Source organism: Levilinea saccharolytica (genome assembly GCF_001306035.1).
In the GTDB taxonomy this organism is placed as follows: Bacteria; Chloroflexota; Anaerolineae; order Anaerolineales; family Anaerolineaceae; genus Levilinea; species Levilinea saccharolytica.
Genome location: NZ_LGCM01000035.1, coordinates 107323 through 125871, shown reverse-complemented (window position 1 = coordinate 125871; position 18549 = coordinate 107323). Strand labels below are relative to the sequence as shown.

At 63.8% G+C, this 18549-nt stretch carries 17 protein-coding genes; 10 read left to right on the top strand and 7 right to left on the bottom strand.

Features of this window, described 5'->3' with window-relative positions; all coding sequences use genetic code 11:
* Nucleotides 1-298: 298 nt before the first annotated feature.
* The 3 genes from ADN01_RS09805 to ADN01_RS09795 all read left to right on the top strand — a co-directional run bounded on the left by ADN01_RS09805 (nt 299) and on the right by ADN01_RS09795 (nt 4984).
* Nucleotides 299-793 carry an Lrp/AsnC family transcriptional regulator gene (locus ADN01_RS09805; protein WP_062419712.1) on the top strand — a complete coding sequence of 165 codons (495 nt, stop codon included), beginning with the start codon at nt 299-301 and terminating at the stop codon, nt 791-793.
* A 130-nt stretch (nt 794-923) separates the two neighbouring features.
* The gene (locus tag ADN01_RS09800) at nt 924-3638 is read left to right on the top strand and encodes a cation-transporting P-type ATPase (RefSeq protein ID WP_062419711.1); all 2715 of its coding nucleotides are present in this window, start codon (nt 924-926) and stop codon (nt 3636-3638) included.
* 14 nt (nt 3639-3652) lie between these two features.
* On the top strand, nt 3653-4984 hold the full coding sequence (locus ADN01_RS09795; RefSeq protein ID WP_062419710.1) for a ferredoxin reductase family protein: 1332 nt from the start codon (nt 3653-3655) through the stop codon (nt 4982-4984).
* A 147-nt stretch (nt 4985-5131) separates the two neighbouring features.
* On the opposite strand, the gene mnhG is transcribed toward ADN01_RS09795, so the two are convergent.
* The 7 genes from mnhG to ADN01_RS09760 form a co-directional block, all read right to left on the bottom strand.
* Complete coding sequence (gene mnhG, locus ADN01_RS09790) at nt 5132-5485, bottom strand: monovalent cation/H(+) antiporter subunit G (protein ID WP_062419709.1); 354 nt, start codon at nt 5483-5485, stop codon at nt 5132-5134.
* Nucleotides 5486-5500: 15 nt separating this feature from the next.
* Nucleotides 5501-5779: a monovalent cation/H+ antiporter complex subunit F gene (locus ADN01_RS09785; RefSeq protein ID WP_062419708.1), complete on the bottom strand. Its 279-nt coding sequence runs from the start codon at nt 5777-5779 to the stop codon at nt 5501-5503.
* Nucleotides 5776-6282 carry a Na+/H+ antiporter subunit E gene (locus tag ADN01_RS09780; protein ID WP_062419707.1) on the bottom strand — a complete coding sequence of 169 codons (507 nt, stop codon included), beginning with the start codon at nt 6280-6282 and terminating at the stop codon, nt 5776-5778. Before ADN01_RS09780 ends, ADN01_RS09785 begins: the two co-directional genes overlap by 4 nt.
* Nucleotides 6283-7770 (bottom strand): complex I subunit 5 family protein, encoded by a 1488-nt coding sequence (locus tag ADN01_RS09775; protein ID WP_062419706.1) that lies wholly within the window; start codon nt 7768-7770, stop codon nt 6283-6285.
* A gap of 5 nt (nt 7771-7775) precedes the next feature.
* Nucleotides 7776-8108 carry a sodium:proton antiporter gene (locus ADN01_RS09770; RefSeq protein ID WP_062419705.1) on the bottom strand — a complete coding sequence of 111 codons (333 nt, stop codon included), beginning with the start codon at nt 8106-8108 and terminating at the stop codon, nt 7776-7778.
* Nucleotides 8109-8111: 3 nt separating this feature from the next.
* A complete protein-coding gene (mbhE, locus tag ADN01_RS09765; RefSeq protein ID WP_062419704.1) occupies nt 8112-10997 on the bottom strand; it encodes a hydrogen gas-evolving membrane-bound hydrogenase subunit E in 2886 nt (961 codons plus the stop codon).
* A 152-nt stretch (nt 10998-11149) separates the two neighbouring features.
* On the bottom strand, nt 11150-12274 hold the full coding sequence (locus tag ADN01_RS09760; protein ID WP_062419703.1) for a site-2 protease family protein: 1125 nt from the start codon (nt 12272-12274) through the stop codon (nt 11150-11152).
* 300 nt (nt 12275-12574) lie between these two features.
* Between ADN01_RS09760 and purD the strand changes: the two genes are divergently transcribed.
* From purD to ADN01_RS09725, 7 genes are all read left to right on the top strand, one after another.
* Nucleotides 12575-13900, top strand: a complete 1326-nt coding sequence (purD, locus tag ADN01_RS09755; RefSeq protein WP_062419702.1) for a phosphoribosylamine--glycine ligase — start codon at nt 12575-12577, stop codon at nt 13898-13900.
* Complete coding sequence (locus ADN01_RS09750; protein ID WP_062419701.1) at nt 13897-14949, top strand: M42 family metallopeptidase; 1053 nt, start codon at nt 13897-13899, stop codon at nt 14947-14949. Before purD ends, ADN01_RS09750 begins: the two co-directional genes overlap by 4 nt.
* Nucleotides 14946-15440: an NUDIX hydrolase gene (locus ADN01_RS09745; RefSeq protein WP_062419700.1), complete on the top strand. Its 495-nt coding sequence runs from the start codon at nt 14946-14948 to the stop codon at nt 15438-15440. Before ADN01_RS09750 ends, ADN01_RS09745 begins: the two co-directional genes overlap by 4 nt.
* Nucleotides 15441-15535: 95 nt before the next feature.
* Nucleotides 15536-16573 carry an urease accessory protein UreH domain-containing protein gene (locus tag ADN01_RS09740; RefSeq protein ID WP_062419699.1) on the top strand — a complete coding sequence of 346 codons (1038 nt, stop codon included), beginning with the start codon at nt 15536-15538 and terminating at the stop codon, nt 16571-16573.
* A 9-nt stretch (nt 16574-16582) separates the two neighbouring features.
* Nucleotides 16583-16798: a heavy-metal-associated domain-containing protein gene (locus ADN01_RS09735; RefSeq protein WP_062419698.1), complete on the top strand. Its 216-nt coding sequence runs from the start codon at nt 16583-16585 to the stop codon at nt 16796-16798.
* 174 nt (nt 16799-16972) lie between these two features.
* A complete protein-coding gene (locus tag ADN01_RS09730; RefSeq protein WP_062419697.1) occupies nt 16973-17671 on the top strand; it encodes a rhomboid family intramembrane serine protease in 699 nt (232 codons plus the stop codon).
* Between the two features lie 20 nt (nt 17672-17691).
* Nucleotides 17692-18540 carry an SDH family Clp fold serine proteinase gene (locus ADN01_RS09725; RefSeq protein ID WP_062419696.1) on the top strand — a complete coding sequence of 283 codons (849 nt, stop codon included), beginning with the start codon at nt 17692-17694 and terminating at the stop codon, nt 18538-18540.
* Nucleotides 18541-18549 lie beyond the last annotated feature (9 nt).

Genomic DNA, 18549 nt, shown 5'->3' with positions numbered 1-18549 from the left:
TGCTTTTCATGATCTTGTTTCTCCTCTTGGTTCCTCTAATAGTGTTTGTTTACGTTTACCTGTAAAATGTTCATGTATAGGGCTATTATGCGCGGGGCGAGGGGCAAAGTCAAACCAACGCGCGGCTTTGTATAATGTTTTTGTACAATATTTGTAAACCAACTTGTACATCCCCCGCCCCTGCCCTGGCAAGAAAATGGGAGCACACATTCAAAAATCCCTCACTTTTGGCATATACGCGTCTGGCTCATCGTGCTATACTGGTATCAACATGGAAATTCGGAAAGGAACTTAGACGATGCAGCGTTCACCGCAAATTGATGAGATTGATAAGCGAATCGCCGATTTGCTGGTTGAAAACGGCGAACTGTCCTGCGCCGAGATTGCCGCGCGCCTGGGTACGCTGACCGAACGCGCCGTGCGCTACCGCAAGGAACGCCTGGTGCGCCAGGGTTTCATCCGCATTTCGGCCATTTCCAGCCCGCGCGCGCTGGGGTACACGGTGACGGCGGACGTGTTCATTGTGGTGGAGCCGGGGCAGGTGCTGACCGTGGCGCGCCACCTGAGTACCTATGAGCAGGTGACGTATGTGGCCTGTTCGATGGGCGAAACCGACGTATCCATTCAGGTGGTGGCGCGTTCCAACGAAGAGCTGCACTTTTTCGTCACCGAAACCATCGGCAAAGTGACCGGGGTGCTGCGCACCACCACCATGATTGTGCCGCTGGTGATTAAGAATGTGTATGACTGGCAAATCCCTCAATCCAACTGCCGCTCGGAGCCGATTTCCTAAGCAGCCCTCCCTTTTTCATTAAAACCCACGAACCGGCCGAACCTGTATAACCCCTGGCCGGTTTTTATTTGTAAGCTTTGTGAGAGGTTTGTATACTTCATCAGGCGAGAAATCCCATTGGGAGGCAGGTATGCAAACATTGCTGGGCAAACATTGGCATCATCTTCCGGCTGCGGAAGTGGTACGGCTTTTAGACAGCAACGTAGAGCGCGGGTTGGACCGCTTTGAGGCGGAACGGCGCAGCAAGCATTTTGGATCGAATCGGCTGACCCCGCGTCAGCGTAAGAGCGCGCTGATGCGCTTTTTGGCGCAGTTTAACAACCCCTTGCTGTACATCCTCATCGCCGCGGCGTTGGTGACAGCGGTGCTGAAAAGCGTGGTGGACGGGGCGGTCATTTTTGGGGTGGTGCTGATCAACGCCCTGATCGGTTACCTGCAGGAAGCCCGCGCGGAACGGGCGATTGAAGCCCTGACGCAGGCCATGTCCACCGAAGCCATTGTGCTGCGGGCGGGGGAACAGCGCCGCATTCCCGCCGAAGAATTGGTGCCGGGGGATATGGTGCTGCTGGCGGCAGGCGATAAAATCCCTGCGGATCTGCGCCTGCTGCGCGTGCGCGATTTGCAGCTGGCCGAAGCTGCGCTGACGGGTGAATCCGTTCCGGTGCTGAAACACCATGAGGATGATTTACCCGAGGAGCTGATGTTGGCGGAACGGCGCAACATGGCTTACGCGGCCACCTTCGTCACCGCCGGGCAGGGTCTGGGTGTGGTGGTGGCCACCGGAGACAACACTGAAATTGGCCGCATCTCCCGCCTGATCTCCGAGGCTTCCAGCCTGGAAACCCCGCTCACCCGCAACATCGCCGCCTTCAGCAAGCTGCTGCTGTATGCCATCCTGGCCCTGGCAGCGCTGACCTTCTTGATCAGCGTGGGGCTGTACCGCCATCCGCCGGTGGAGGCCATGCTGGCGGCCATCACCCTGGCGGTGGGGGCCATCCCCGAAGGGCTGCCCGCGGCGCTGACCATCACCCTGGCGATTGGGGTGGCGCGCATGGCGCGGCGGCAGGCCATCATCCGCAAGCTGCCCGCGGTGGAATCGCTGGGGAGCGTCACGGTGATCTGCTCCGACAAAACTGGAACGCTGACCCAAAACCAGATGACCGTGCAGCAGGCATTGGGCGCGCTGGAACGCTGCGGCGGCGGGCGAGCCTGCTATACCTTCAGTGGATTGGGTTACGACCCGCAGGGAAAAGTTCAGGTTCAGGATCAGGCGGTGTCTTTAGCCGATGACGCCGCCCTGCGCGAGGTGCTGACCGCGGGGGCGCTGTGCAACGACGCCGGGCTGGTGCTGGAAGACGGCCGTTGGAACGCCAACGGCGACCCCACCGAGGCGGCTTTGCTGGTTTCGGCGCGCAAGGCGGGGTTAGACCTGGCGGCCTTGGCGGCAGCCCACCCGCGCGTGGATGTGATCCCCTTTGATTCGCAGAATCAATACATGGGCACGCTGCACACCTTCCCAGAGGGACAGCGCCTGTACGTCAAAGGCGGGGTGGAGGCCGTTTTGCAGCGCTGTGTGCAGGCGATGGACGCGGCCGGACAACCCGCGCCCCTGGATGCGGACGCCATTCACACCGCGGTGGATGAAATGGCTGCCCGCGGGCTGCGCGTTTTGGCCTTTGCCCGCCGCGACCTGCCCGCTGAGCAGACTCAGGTGCGGGAAGGCGACGCCCAGGGGCTGACTTTCCTGGGCTTGCAGGGCATGATGGACCCGCCGCGCCTGGAGACGGCCGAGGCCGTGCGCAAATGTCAGCAGGCCGGTATCCGCGTGAAGATGATCACCGGCGACCACGCCCTGACCGCGCGCGCTATCGCCCACCAGATCGGCATGATCCCCAGCCCGCAGGCTGAGGTGCTGACCGGGGAACAGTTGGCGCGGCTGAGCGACGAGGAATTGATCGAGGCGGCAGTGCGCACGGATGTGTTCGCGCGGGTTTCGCCGGAACAGAAGCTGCGCTTGGTGGAGGCTTTGCAGGCGCGCGGCAACGTGGTGGCCATGACCGGCGACGGGGTCAACGACGCCCCAGCCCTCAAGCAGGCGGATATCGGCGTGGCCATGGGCATCACCGGCACCGAGGTGGCCAAAGAGGCGGCTGAGATGGTGTTGACGGATGACAATTTCGCCACCATTCAGGCCGCGGTGGAGGAAGGACGCGGCATCTTTGACAACTTGACCAAGATCATCGCCTGGGTGCTGCCCACCAATTTGGGATTAGGGCTGATCATTCTGCTGGCCACCTTCCTCAACGTGCCGCTGCCGGTGCTGCCCATTCAGGTGCTGTGGATCAACATGACCATCGGCGGGGTGCTGGGGTTGGTGCTGGCCCTGGAACCCAAAGAGCCGGATATCCTGCTGCGCAAACCGCGCGACCCGCGCGCTTCCATCCTCAACCCGGTGCTGCTGGGTCGGGTGGTCATTGTGGGGCTGCTGGTGATGGCGGGCGCGTTTGGGCTGTATGAATGGCAGATACTGCGTGAGGCCCCGCTGGCCGAGGCGCGCACGGTGGCCATTAACGCTGTGGCCTGGATCATGATCTTCTATCTGTTCAACTGCCGCTCGCTGACCCAGTCCATGTTCGCCATCGGCGTGTTCAGCAACCGCTGGGTGTGGATCGGCGTGGGGGCGATGGTGGTTTTGCAGGCGGCCTTCACCTATCTGCCGGTGATGAACCACCTGTTTGATACTGCGCCGATTTCGGCTTTGGCCTGGGCCGAGATTTTAGCTGTCAGTCTGCTGGCTTACGGCGGGGTGGAATTGGAAAAAGCCCTGCGGCGGCGCGGGCGCTGAGATTGGGGAGGAACATGAGAACTCGACGCATTCTGCAAGGAGTTTTTTGGGTGGTGGTCTATCTGGCGCTCACCCTGGCGCCTTTGCTGATCTTGCTGGTGGGGCAGCGCCCCCCCGGCCGGGCGTTCTACCGAGATTTCTCGGTGGCGTTGGGTTTTGCCGGTTTGGCGATGATGGCCTTGCAATTTGCCCTGACGGCGCGCTTCCGCTTCTTAAAAGCGCCTTACGGCAGCGACATCGTCTATTTCTTTCACCGCCAAATTTCGCTGGTGGCCTTTGTCTTGATTTTGGCCCACCCGCTGCTGCTGTTTGTGTTTGACCCGCAGACCCTGGGTCTGTTGAACGTGTTCAGCGCCCCCTGGCGGGCGCGCGCGGCGGTGACGGCCACAGCGGCGCTGATCGCCCTGGTGCTGATCAGCATTTTCCGCAAGCAGTGGAAGATTGAATACACCCAATGGCGCATCTGGCACGGTTTTTTGGCGGCGGCGGCCGTGGGGCTGGGGCTGGTTCACGCTGTTTTGGTGGGCTATTACATCAACACCCCCGCCAAACAGGTCTTGTGGGTGGGGTACGGCCTGTTCTGGGTGGGGCTGCTGGTGTGGGTGCGCGTGATTAAGCCGCTCCTTCTGCTGCGGCGGCCGTATGTGATTGAAGCCGTGCGGCCTGAACGCGGCAGCGCCTGGACCCTGGTCATGCGCCCCGACGGCCACCGCGGTTTTCGTTTTCAGCCCGGGCAGTTTGCCTGGATCACGGCGGGCAGCTCGCCCTTTGCGGATGCAGAACACCCCTTCTCCATCTCTTCCAGCGCCGAAGACCCCCAGCGCCTGAGTATGACCATCAAGGCCCTGGGTGATTTTACGAGTACGGTGAAGGACATGAAACCCGGCCAGCGCGTGTACCTGGATGGAGCCTTTGGATCCTTCAGCGTGGACCGCCACCCCCATGCGCGCGGGTTTGTGTTCATCGCCGGAGGGATTGGCATCACCCCCATGATGAGCATGCTGTCCACCCTGGCTGACCGCGGCGACCGGCGGCCCCTGTGGCTGCTGTATGCCAACCGCGACTGGGAAAGCGTGACCTTTCGCGAGGAGTTGGAGGCCTTAAAACAGCGTCTGGATCTGCGCGTGATCCACTTTTTAGAAGATCCCCCCGCGGACTGGCAGGGCGAAACAGGCTACATCAACGCGGAAAAATTGACCCGCCATCTGCCCCCGGAGCGCGCCCAAAATATGTACGAGATGTTCATCTGCGGGCCCAAACCGATGATGGACGCGGTGGAAAAAGCCCTGGTGCAGATCAAGGTCCCGATGGGCGATTTCCACTCCGAACGCTTTGACATGGTTTAACCTAAAAGGAGGGCGAGATGCGGCAGCGTTTTACGACCTGGTTAGCGGTGGGCATGGGGGTAGTGATTGTGATCGCGGCGCTGATTTTTGCCCTGGTGCAAAGCGCGCCCTGAAGCGCGGGCTGGTTTACGGGCCGACCAAACGACCTCACCCCTGGGGGGTGGGGTCGTTTTCTTTTTCCACCACCTCGGCCAGATCGTTGCGCATGAGCTGCTGCGGGGGGATGCCTAGGCGGTAAGCCGCCGAGGCAATGGCATGTGAGGCCACCGGCGCGGCCAACAGGAGCAGCCCGATGAGGACAATGTCTTTGCCGGGGGAGACCGGCGTCCAGAACAGCCCCGCCAGGAGCAGCAGCACCACCCCAAACACGCTGACTTTGCCGGTGGCGTGCAGGCGGGTATAGACATCCGGCAGGCGGATGAAGCCGATCACGCCGATGACAGAGAAGGCTGTGCCAATCAGCACCGCAAGGATCACAATCAGACCGAAAAGGGTTTCCATCGCTGTCACCTTACCTTATAAAACGCGCTGATCGGCTAGATATTTGGCCAGCACGATCGAAGCCATGAAGCCCAGGGCGGCCAGCCCCAGGGCCACGTCAAAATAGATGCTGGTGCGCTCGATCAGGGCAATCAGCACCAGCACCGCCAGCGCCAGAGTCCCCACCAGATCGGCGCCGATCAGGCGGTCAATCACATTTTGACCGCGCCACACGCGCCACACACACACGCCGGTGAGGACAATGTGCACGGCCAGCGAGAAGATCAGAGTCCATTCCACCCAGGTTTCGATCACGGCGCCTCCCTGGTTTCATTGGTTTCACCGAGGATGGTTTTGAGCATGGCGCGGTGGTGCCGCAGCAGTTCAACGCGCTGAGCCACCGACAGGCTCATATCCAGGCAGTGGGTGTACATGCCGCCCTGCTCGTCAATGGCCACCACCAGTTCCCCAGGGGTGAGGGTGATGGCATGGGCGCTGAGGGCGGAGATCAAATCGGACTGTTCCTCGCAGGGGATCTTTAAGATGGCGGGCTGGATGGGAAGTTTGGGGTCCAGCACGATGCGCGCCACCTGAACGCCGCTGCTGACCATATCCGCCAGGAGCATTCCCAGATAGCGCAGCAGGGTCCACAGCACCCGGGGCAGGGTTTGAATGCGCTCGGGGCGCTGGCCCATGCGCAGCAGCAGCATGATCCCCAGTGCGATGAGGGCGGCGGCGATCAGGTTGCTGGTGACCAGACTGCCGCTGAGGGCCAGATAGACGCCGGCCAGCAGGAAAAAGGTCAAAACGCTGCCCATTTAACCTCCTAAAACCAGAGCAATGTAGGCGGCAGGGTTGAGCATCCATGCCACCGCCTGCAGGCACAGGTTGACGAACGGTTCAGCCCAGATGCCGAGCACCAGTGAGAGGGTCACCAGGACGGCCGGGGCCAACAGGCGGTCGCCCCCCGCTTTGGGCTTGATCTCACCCTGGGCGGGCAGCCACCAGATGTTGCGGTAGGCGCGGCCCACGTACACCAGCGAGAACAGGCTGCCCGCGGCTAACCCGGCCAGCGTCCAACCGTCCCCCAGGGCCAGGCCGCTGCGCAGCAGGGTCAGTTTGCTGATAAAGCCGTTGGTGGGGGGGATGCCCGCCAGGGCCAGCCCGCCCAGCAGGAACAGCGCGCCGCCCAGGGGGGTGAATTTGCCCACCCCGCGCAGGGCGCTGAAGGCGGCGGATTTGACCGGCGCGCGGCTAGCTGTGGCCCCAGCGATCATCAGCAGGGCAGATTTGATGAGACTGTGGTTGATGATGTAAACCAGGGCGGCCGTCAGCGCCAGGGGCGTGCCCCAGCCGATGCCCACCAGGATGAAACCAATCTGCCCCAGGGTGGAATAGGCCAGCATGCGCTTGGCATGCTGCGCGCCCACCGCGGTCAGCCCGCCGAAGATCACGCCGACCAGACCGGCAACGATGAGGAAAGCGCGCAGTTCCGCGGCGAAGGGCACAAACCACAGGGTGGTCATGCGCAGCAGGCCGTACACGCCCACCTTGACCACCACGGAAGACAGCATGGCGCTGACGGCGGTGGGGGAGACGGTGTGAAAATCGGGCTGCCAGAAGTGGAAGGGGGCTACGGCGCTTTTCACCAGGAAAAACACCACCAAACAGGCGGCGGCCACGCCCGTCAGCGGGCGGGTGGGGTCGGCGGCGATGCGCGCGGAAAGGTCGGCCAGGTTGAGGGTGCCGTACGAGACATACAGGCTGCCCGCCGCCACCAGCAGGAACAGGGAGGCCAGCAGGCTGATGAGGAAATACTTGTAGGCCGCTTCCAGCCCCAGGGGGTCATCCGAGATGGCGGTGAGGGCTGCCCCGGAGATGACCAGCAGCTCCGCAAACACGAACAGGTTAAACAGGTCGCCGGTGAGGAACACGCCGGTCAGGCCGGTGGAGAGGGTCAGGAAGAGGGGGTAGAAGGTGGGGAAACGCGAACAGCGGTCGTTGCAGCCCAGGGCGTAGATGAAACCGGTGGACAGCACCGCCTGAGCCATGACCACAAACAGCGCGGCGGTTAGATCCGCCGTCAGGCTGATGCCGTAGGGGGCGGCCCACCCGCCCAATTGGGCCACCTGCGGCCCATAGGTGTACACGCGCCCCAGCAGGAACAGGCTGGCGGCCAGGGCGGTGAGGATGACGCCCAGCGAACCGTAGGCCTGAACGCGGCGCTGGTGGCGCAGCAGCAAGCCCACGGCAGCCCCAGCCAGGGGGATGATGACGGGTAACAGTACCCATTGCGGTTGGTTCATGGGCCTTATCCTTTCAACTGGCTGACGTCGTCGCTGTCGCCGGAGCGGTAGCGGTGGACGATGCCCGAAAGCATGGCAGTGATGAAGGCGAAACCGCCCATGCTGATGACCACGGCGGTGAGCACCAGGGCCTGCGGCAGGGCGTCGCTGTGCTGCAGCGGGTCGCCTACATAGGCGGGGACTAACCCCCGGTAGGCGCCGGTGGAGAGGAGAAACAGGTTGATGGCGTTGGAAAGGATGATCAGCCCGACGGCGGAGCGAATCAGGTTGCGGCGCAAAAACTGATACAGCCCAAACGCGAACAGCAGGCCGATGGCAAGCGCAGTGAGCAGTTCCATAGGTTAACCTCCTTGCCGGGGGGCGGCCTCTTCACCAAAGGCCAGCGTGTCCAACATGCGCGCTGCGCTGCCCAAGACCACCAGGAAGATGCCGACTTCGAAAAAGAAAGCGGTGCTGAGGGCAAAACCGGGCGGCAGGCTCAGCCCCCACAGTTTGCCAAAATCCACCGCGCTCAAAAACGACCCGCTGATCCAGGCACCCAGGGACGCGGAAACCAGTACGGTGAGCAAGCCCGCGGCCACCAGGGGGGTAGGGTGCAGCCAGGGCAGGCGGCGGCGCGCCTCACGGTTGCCGTAAACGATGTGCCACAGGCCGGTGGCCAGAGCCACCATCACCCCCGCGGTGAAGCCGTCGCCCGGCTGGTCGTGGCCGTACATCATGTGTACCACAGCGATGACCATGGAGAGCGGCAGGATGGCATCGGTCAGCAGCCGCACCAGGGCCGACGGCCGCTGCCCGCCGATGCCCATCAAGAAGGAGCGGTGGGGTTTTTCGTCCGCGGGCATTTCATGTGCAGCGCGGTACAGACCCAGCCCTCGCCGCAGCAGGGTGTAAACCCCCAGGCTGGCCACGGCGAACACGGTGATTTCAATCAGCGTGTCAAACCCGCGGAAATCCAGCACAATGGCCCCCACCACGTCGCGCGCGCCGGTGAGGGGTTTGGCGTTGGCCTCGTAGAAAGGAGTCACGATTGAAACGCGCGGGCGTGAAGTCAGGCTGATCAGGGTGACCGCGGCCATCCACAGGCCGCCCGCGGCCGCCAGCAGTGCGTCGCGCACAGAGCCAGAGGCGGTGCGGCGGTCGTTGGCCTGTTCGCGCAGGGGGCGGGGGATGCGGCGCAGGGCCAGGATGAGGATGGTGGTGACCAGCAAATCCACCACAATCTGCACCAGGGCCACATCCGGCGCGGGTTCCAGCGCGAACAAGACCGCCACGCTGAGGCCAGAGGCACCCAACGCCAGGACGGCCATCAGATCGCGCTGCAAAAAGACGCTGGCGGCGGAGGCGCCCACGACCAACAGCAAGGCAAACAGGCGCAGCACCCCCAGCCCGCCCGCCAGGTCGGGGGTGGGCACGGCCAGGGACTGAAATGCGATGGGCTGGCGCAGCAAGGCGTAGGCCACCAACAGGCTGGAGGCGGCCAATATCACCGCCAGGTAACGGCGCAGCTTGCCGCTCTGCGTGCGCAGAGAAACCGCGGCGGCGCGGTCCAGCAGGCGCAAGGCGGCGCGGGCCGGGGTTTCCAGGTTGGGGCGGCCGGCCCAGGCGGAGAAAAATTCCTGATCCGCGATGACACGGGCGCGGCGGTAAAACAGGAACAGCCCCAGGCTGACGGCGATGACGCTGAGCACCAGGGGCGGGTTGATGCCCGTCCACAGGGCCAAAGAGACCTTCACCGGCCCGCCGTAGGCCGCGCTGGCCGCGGAGGCCAAAAAGGCGGCGATAGGCTCCGGCTCCGGCAGGCTGGTGAGCAGCAGCGAAAGCCCGGCGGGCACGGCGCACAGCACCGCCACAGCCCGTGCCAAAGGCCGCGCCGGGGGTTGGGCGGCAGGCCGTTCGCCGAAGAAGGTGTCAACGACAAAACGCCCGGCCTGGGCCAGCATCAAGGCCCCGGCGATGACGGTGCTGGCGGTGAAGACCAGGCTGGTGACGGGCGGGATATTGGGGTGGGTGACGGCGGCCAGCAGGGTCTCTTTGGCCAGGAAACCGAACAGGGGCGGCAGACCGGCCATGCTCAGCCCGGCGACCCCAGCCGCCAGGCCCAGCCCGCGGTGGGTCTTCCACAGGCCGCCCAGCTTGGTCAGGTCGCGGGTCCCGGCGGCCAGATCCACGGCCCCGGCGGTGAGGAACAGGGCGCTCTTATACAGGGCGTGGGCGGTGACGCCGATGACGAAGCCTTTGAAGGCGATGGAGGTATCCTGCCCCAGCAGCATCATCAGTACCCCGAGTTGGCTGATGGTGGAGTAGGCCAGCAAGGCTTTCAGATCGCGCTGGCGCAGGCCCAACCAGGCCCCCACCAGCAGGGTGACCATACCCGTCAGGCTGAACAGCCAGAACCACAGATCGGTGCCGCCCAGAGCGGGGTTCAGCCGGGCGACCAGATACAGACCGGCTTTGACCATGGTGGCGGAGTGGAGGAAGGCGCTGGCGGGGGTGGGCGCGCTCATGGCCCCCGGCAGCCAGAAGTGGAAGGGGAATTGGGCGCTTTTGGTGAAGGCTCCCAGGGCGATGAGCACCAGGGCCAGCGGGTAGTGTGCGTGGGCGCGCAGAACGGGGCCAGAGGCCAGAATCACGCTCAGACGCGTGCTGCCCGCCATTTCCGCTAAGAGCAGCAGGCCAAACAGCAGCGCCAAACCGCCCCCGCCGGTGATCCAAAAGGCGCGCAAGGCCCCGCGGCGGGCGGCCTCATCCTTATGCTTAAAGCCCACCAGCAGGAAGGACACCACACTGGTGCCTTCCCAGAAGATGAACAGGGTGATCACGTCCCCGGCCAGCACCAGACCCAGCATGGCGGCTGTGAAGAGCATCAGCAGGCTGAAAAAGCGCGGCGCGTCTTCGGGGTGGTCTGCAAAGTAATATCCGGCGTACAGCACCACCAGCACGCCGATGCCGCTGATCAGCAGGGCGAATAAGGCCCCCAGGCCGTCTAAGAAGAAGGCGGCTTCCAGCCCCAGCGAAGGCATCCAGGGCAGGTTCAGGCGCAGCGGGTTCCCGGCGGTGACGCGCGGCAGCACAGCGGCCACGCTGAGGAAAGCAGCCAGCGGCGCCAGGGAAACCAGCAGACCCAGGCGCACAGAAGATCGCGCAGAACGAGCCCACAGGCTTACCCCGAGGGCAGCGAGCAAACAGAAGAGGGGCGCGAAGAAGACCCACGCCAAAAAATTCATATTCCAATCCTCCCTAAAAGATCACGGCGGCGTTGCGATGATGGTCAGACCGCCCGATTCAAACCGATCCTCCATTTCAAAATCAGCTGGGGTGGTATGCACCCACCCCAGCTGATTCCAATGCGGTGTGATGTGCTGCTTCTATTATAGGGTCATATGCCCAGTTCGGTGCGCAGCCGCAGATAGTTTTGGATGCGTTCGCGCGACAGCCAGCCCAATATCTGATTTTCGGCGATCACCGGAGCCTGCGACAGGCTGCTTTCATCCATTTTTTGCAGCGCGCTGAGCAGTTCGGCCTGGGGCGAAAGCACCAGCAGATTTTCTCGCGGCGACATGAGCTGCCCCACCGTGACGACCGGCCAGGCGCCTCGCGGCACGCGTACAATATCTTCCAGAGTCACCCAGCCGCGGATGCCGTTGCCCAGGCTGTCGGTGACCAGCAGCACGCGCTGACTGCCGCTGAGGACGTGCTCGCGCACCACCTGTTCCAGGGTGTGATGGGCGGCCGCGCTGTCCACTCGGCGGTCCATCACCTCGGCCACGGTCAGGCCGCGCAGGGCTTCCTGCAGGCTGGTTTGGGCCTGACTGGAGGCGGCGGCGTTGCGCAGGAACCAGCCGATGAAGATCAGCCACAGGCCGTTAAAGGCGCCTCCGGTGAGCAGCGAGAACAAACCCACGCCCATGAAGGCGTAACCCACCCCCTGCCCGCCGGTGGAAGCAGCGCGCGTGGCGCGGGCGAAGCTGCCGGTGCGCATCCACACCAGGGCGCGCAATATGCGGCCGCCGTCCAGGGGGAAGCCAGGGATGAGGTTGAAGAGCGCCAGCATCAGGTTGATGCGCGCCAGCCAGGCGGCTGGAACCGACGCCTCGGCCAGCCAGCCCTGGGTGAAAAAGGCCGCCGCGCCAAAGATCCCCGCCAGGGCCAGACTGACAGCGGGGCCGGCCGCAGCGATGCGCAGCTCGGCGCCGGGGGTCTGCGGGTCGCGGGTGATTTCGGCCACGCCGCCAAACAGGAACAGGGTCACGCCGCGCACGGGCACCTGATTGCGCAGGGCAAAGAAGACGTGCCCCAGCTCATGCAGCAGCACCGAGGCGGCAAAGAGCAGTCCGGCGGCGGCGCCCAGCGCCCAGCGCAGGGCAGGGGCAGCCCCAGGCAGGCCTTCTGCCAGCACGCCCCCGGCCAAAGACCAGGTGACCAGCCCAAAAATGATGAACCAACTGAGATCCAGACGAACGGGGACTTTCCAGATCGTCGCGATTTGTATGCCGTTTCTCATTTCCTGCCTCCTTTCGAGGTACTGAACCCAAAGTTTTCAACCGATAAGCCAGGTGAATATTTATCTTAATTTTCATAATAATAGCGGATGCGGAGTAGAAATACAAGATGAAAAAGGGCGAATTTATACATTTCTTATACAAAAACTTTGAGGCTTTCACCCCTGAATGCCGAGAGGTGGCCGCCTGACTGCGTCTGCGCGGCGAACGCAAACCCTGGTCAGCCTCTGACTTTTCAGACCCCCGAATCTATGGTACAACGGTGCGTAAGCAGTACATTTTCTCCTGCGGAGGGATCGGCCATGCGAATTGGATTAATCGGAAGCGGCGGACGGGAACATGCTCTGGCACGGGTTCTGGCACACAGCCCCCACCCAGAACGGCTGGTGGTGTATTCCAACACCCCCAACCCCGGAATCCGTCCTTTGGCGGGGGAATGGATCAAGGGCAGTTTAAACGACGCCCAGGCTGTGGCGCGGGCCATGCGTGCCGCGCACGTGGACCTGGTGGTGGTGGGCCCAGAAGCGCCGCTGAACGCGGGCGCGGTGGATGCGCTGCGCGCTGCGGGCATCCCCACTGTGGGGCCGACGCAGTCTCAGGCGCGCCTGGAAGGCGATAAGTTCTTCATGCGCGACCTGCTGCAGCGGCGGGTGGGGTGGGGCGCGCCGCAGTGGTGCCTGGCCCGCAGTCGGGCCGAGGTGCTGAGTTTTTTGGATGTGGTGGGCGAAGCGGCCGTGAAGCCTTTGGGTCTGACGGGCGGCAAAGGGGTGCAGGTGATGGGCGTGCATTTGCGCGATGCTCAGGAAGCGGCCGCCTATGCGGACACCTGGATCCAAAAAGACGGCAGCGTACTGTTGGAAGAGCGCCTGGTGGGCGAGGAGTTTTCGCGCATGGCTTTTGCCACTGACAGCGGGGTTTTCCCCATGCCCGTGGCCCAGGACTTTAAGTATGCGTATGAAGGCGACCAGGGGCTGATGACCGGCGGGATGGGGGCGTATACCCTGGCCGACGGCGGCATGCCTTTCCTGCTGCCCGAAGAATTGGCCGAGGCTGACCGCCTGATGGTGGAAACCCTGGCGGCCCTGGCGGAAGAGACCGGCCAGCCCTACCGCGGGATGCTCTACGGCCAGTTCATGGTCACGGCCCGCGGAGTGCGCCTGATCGAGTACAACACCCGCTTCGGCGACCCGGAGGCGATCAACCTGTGCGCGCTGCTTGAATCGGACGGCGTGGAGCTGTTCTCAGCTCTGGCGGCGGGCAGTTTGCAGGTTGGGCAGGTGCGTTTTGCCCCGCAGGCCTCGCTGGTGAAATATCTGGTGCCCCAGGCCTACCCCGGCCCGCTGCCGGGGGATGTGTACTTTGATTTTGACGCGGCCCGCGCCCGCCAGGCCGGTTTTGAGCTGATCGTTTCCTCCGCCGCGCTGGAAGAGGGGCGCTGGAAGGCGCTGGGCTCGCGGGCTTTGGCGCTGGTGGGGCTGGGCGAACACCCGGGGGCGCTGTGTGAAAAACTGGAAGCGCTGCTGAGCGAGATGGAACCCCCCGAACTGCGCCACCGCCGCGACATCGGCGCCTATGCCACCCTGGAAACCAAAACCGCGCGTATGCGCGCCCTCAGGCCGGTGCTATGATCAGCGCGCAGGATCTGCAGCGCGCCTGGCTGGCCGAGCTGACCGCCGCCCCGGGGCTGCCGGGGCGTGAACAGCCGGTGGCAGACTGCCTGCGCAGGCTTTTACCGCCGGACTGGCAGACGCACACGGACGCGCTGGGCAACCTGACGGCGCTGCGCCCCGGTGCTGGGCCGCGGGTGATGCTGGCGGCGCATATGGATGAGGTCGGGCTGATCGTGCGCAGCATCAGCGCGGACGGCTTTCTGCGTGTGGAGCGCCTGGGGGGCACCAGCGCGCGGGCCTTGCCCGGCAGCCGCCTGACCCTGTGGACGGAAACGGGGCAGTTGGCGGCGGCGGTGGGGCTGCCCCCGGCCCATCTGGACGGCGGCAAGCCGCTGCCGTTGGAAGAGCTGTTTATCGATATCGGCGCGCGCTCGGCCCAAGAGGCGGCGCAGTGGGGGGTGCAGGTGGGGGATGGGCTGACCTGGGACGGACCCTTGCAGGCTTTGGGCGGCACACGCGTGCAGGCCAAGGCGCTGGACGACCGTCTGGGCTGTTTTGCCCTGCTGACCCTGGCCCACCACCTGCCGCCCACCCCGGCCCAGGTGCTGCTGGCTTTCACTGTGCAGGAAGAGACCATGCTGGCGGGGGGCGTGCCGTTGATGGCGGCCTGGCAGCCGGAGCTGCTCATCGGCGTGGACGGCACCCTGGCCTCCGATACCCCCGATTTTCAGGAATCGAGCGGGGGCATCCGGTTGGGCAGCGGCCCGGCGCTGAAGTGGATGGATGCCATCCGCGGCAAGCTGGCGGCCTTTGTGCCCGATCTGGCCCTGACGCGGCGGCTGCGGGCGCTGGCGGCACAGGAAAAGCTAGCCCTACAGGATGAGGTGGTCAGCGGCATCAGCACGGCGCTGACGCCGATGGTGTACTCGGGAGCAGGCGTGCGCGCGGCGGCCCTTTCGCTGCCGGTGCGCTACCACCACGCACCGGTGGAACAGGCCGATTTGGAGGACGTGGCCGGGATGGTGAATCTGCTGGCGGCCTTTTTGGCGCAGGCAGAGGGCGCATGAGCCCTACCCTGGCCCGTTTTGTGCTGTGTTTTTTGCAGCGCGACCGGCATGTGCTCATGCTGCTGCGCTCCAACCCGCCCAACCGCGGCTTGTGGAACGGGATCGGCGGGCACATTGAGCCAGGGGAGACGCCGCGGGCGGCCTGCCTGCGTGAGGTGCAGGAGGAGGCCGGTTACCAACTGGGCACGGTGCGCTTTGCGGGGGTGCTGACCTGGAGCGGCTTTGAGATTTCGGACGGCGGTTTGTACCTGTTCACCGCGCAGGCCCCCGACGGCCCGTTTCGCGCCTGCAGCGAGGGACGGTTGGCGTGGGTGCCGCGCCGTTGGGTGTGGACGGCCCCGGCGGTGGTGTCGAATCTGCACCATGTGGCCCCGGCGGTGTTGGGCGGGGCGCGCCCGCGGGAATATTACTTCGCTTACCGCGGCGACCAGATTGTGGATCGGGCGGTGCGTTCCCTGCCGGAATGGGCCAGCCCAGACCGGCCCTGGTGAAAATGGGGGGGTAGGTTTGGGGGGAAAATATGATACAATTTTTTTGCAGGATAAATGCGACAAAATAAGTCATATCGATCACTTTACAGGTAACTATGGAATCCCTTTCTTTTGCTAATTTGTTGGTGCTGTTTATCACCGGGCTGACCACCGGCGGACTGAGCTGCCTGGCGGTGCAGGGCGGGCTGCTGGCCAGTTCCCTTTCGCATCAGGTGGAGCGCGACGTGGCCGCCTCCCCGCGCCGCTCGGCGCAGCTGGCCGCGCCCATCGCGGGTTTCTTGTTGGCCAAGCTGGCGGCCTACACGCTGCTGGGGTTTCTGTTGGGGGCCTTAGGCTCCGTGTTTCAAATGACCCCCCTGACCCGCGCGGTCTTGATGCTGGCGGTGGGCGTGTTTATGATCGGCAACGCCCTGCGCCTGCTGAACGTGCACCCCATCTTTCGCTTTTTCAACCTGGAGCCGCCCAAATTCCTGACGCGCTACATCCGCCGCAAAGCGCGCAGCAGCAGTGAGGGACTGCTGGCCCCTGTGTTCTTGGGCGCGCTGACCGTGTTCATCCCCTGCGGCGTGACGCAGACCATGATGGCTCTGGCGGTGGGGGCGGGCAGCCCCTGGGCGGGTGCGGCCATCCTCTTCGCCTTCACCCTGGGCACCAGCCCGGTGTTCTTCGCCGTGGCCTTCTTAACCACCCAGCTGGGCGCACGCCTGGAAAAGAATTTCCGCATCTTTGTGGCCGCGGTCACTCTGATTTTGGGTCTGGTGACGGTGGACGCGGGCCTCAACCTGGCAGGCGCGCCCTTCGCCGTCAGCCGCCTGTGGCAGGCCAACAGCGCCGCTCCAACAGCGGCGGCGGCCCTCGCGGATGAGAACGCCCCCCTGGTTTTGGAAGCCCTCAACGACGGCTACGCGCCGGAGGTGCTGATGGCCAAAGCCGGGCAGCCGCTGGAGCTGCATGTGGTCACCAACAACACCCGCTCCTGCTCGCGGGCCTTTGTCATCCCGGCGCTGAAGGTGGAAAAACTGCTGCCCGCCACCGGAACCGAAATTATCCAGATTCCGCCGCAGACCGCCGGAACGGTGATGCCTTTCACCTGTTCGATGGGCATGTACGGCGGCCAGATCCGCTTTCAATAGGGAGGGCGCATGCGCACGGTTCGTTTTCAGGTTGCCGATATGCACTGCGCTGCCTGCGTGATGCGCCTGGAGGGGCTGGAGGATGAGCTGGAAGGGGTGGAACGGGTGGAGGCCAGCTATCACCGCCAGCAGATGGAGGTGACCTTTGATGAGGCGCGCCTGCCGCTGGAGGCGATCACGGCGGCGGCGGCAAAAATGGGGTATCCCATTCAGTTGATCGAATAAAACCTACGCTTCTCCCTCAGGGGAGAAGCTTTTTTTCCCGTCCCAGCGGACGGGCGTGTTTGCGGTTTCGCGCCAAGCGGGATATACTAAAAGCACACCTGGCAAGCCTTTCGACCTTCACCGGCCAGCGTTGGCTGGGACTGCCGCGGAGCTTGCCGCCTGGCGAGGAGTGTTATGCTGCCGCTGCGCGATACCATCCATTCTCGCACGTTTCCCATCGTCAACTGGCTGCTGATTGCGGCCAACGCTCTGGTGTTTTTCTTTGAAATCAGCCTGAGCGCCCCGCGCCTGGAGGGGCTGATTGCCCGCTTTGGGCTGATCCCTGCGCAAATTGACCTGCTCAATCCCCTCACCTGGCTGCCCTTTTTAAGCCATATGTTCCTGCACGGCGGCTGGTTCCATTTCCTCAGCAACGTGTGGATCTTATTTATCTTCGGTGATAACGTGGAAGACCGCCTGGGGTCGGGGCGTTATTTGCTGTTTTATCTGCTGGGGGGTGTGGCGGCAGGCGGGCTGCAGACGGTGGTCAACCTGGGCAGCACCATCCCGGCCATCGGCGCCAGCGGGGCGATCGCCGCGGTGATGGGTGCGTATTTTTATTTTTTCCCGCAGGCGCGGGTCATCACCCTGATCCCGGTGTTTATCATCCCCTGGTTTGTCGAAATTCCCGCGGTGATCTTTTTGGGGGTCTGGTTCGTGTCGCAGTTATATTCCGGTTTTCTTTCGCTCAACGCGGCGGGGGGCATGGCGATGGGCGGGGTGGCCTGGTGGGCGCATATCGGCGGCTTTGTCTTTGGGCTGCTGCTGGCGATGATCCTTTCTCCGCGGCGGCGCGCCCCGCGCAGCTATGCGGATGAGTATTACCCCTGGTAAAGCCTGGATAAGGAGCGTGTATGGATCTGCTCAACCTGTTTTGGATCTTTCTGGTCATCGCCGCGGTCACGCCGGTGATCCGGCAGCGTATGTTAGACGCCAGCCGTCTGCGGCTGATGCGCAGCCTGGAAGAGAAGCGCGGTTCGCGCGTCATTGCCCTGATCCACCGCCAGGAAAGCCTGTCCTTTTTGGGCTTTCCCATGGCGCGCTACATTGACATTCAGGATTCTGAGGCCATTTTGCGGGCCATCAAGCTCACGGATGATGATGTGCCCATTGATCTCATTTTGCACACCCCCGGCGGGCTGGTTTTGGCGGCGGAGCAGGTGGCCAACGCCCTGGCGCGCCACCCGGCGCGCGTGACGGTGATGGTGCCCCATTACGCCATGTCGGGCGGCACGCTTCTGGCGATGGCGGCAGATGAGATCATCATGGATGAAAATGCCGTCTTGGGGCCGGTAGATCCGCAAATTGGCCAGTATCCGGCGGTGTCCATCCTGGCGGCGGTGGCCCAAAAGGATGTGAACCGCGTGAAGGATGAGACTTTGATCCTGGCGGAAGTGGCCCAAAAGGCTGTGCGTCAGGTGGAAGCCACGGTGGGGCGGATTGCCTGCTGTCATTACACCCCGGAGGCGGTGGAAAAGCTGAAGGAAGCCCTGGTTTCGGGGCGCTGGACCCACGATTACCCCATCAGTGTGGAAGAAGCGCGCTCTTTGGGGCTGAATATTTCCACCGAGATGCCCGCGGAAGTCTACCGCCTGATGAACCTCTTCCCCCAGGCGGCGGCACGGCGGCCTTCGGTGGAGTATATCCCCATGCCTTACCCCACCCGCCCGGCGGCTCCGGGGGCGGGTGAGCGCAAGAAGTGAACGGCGGTT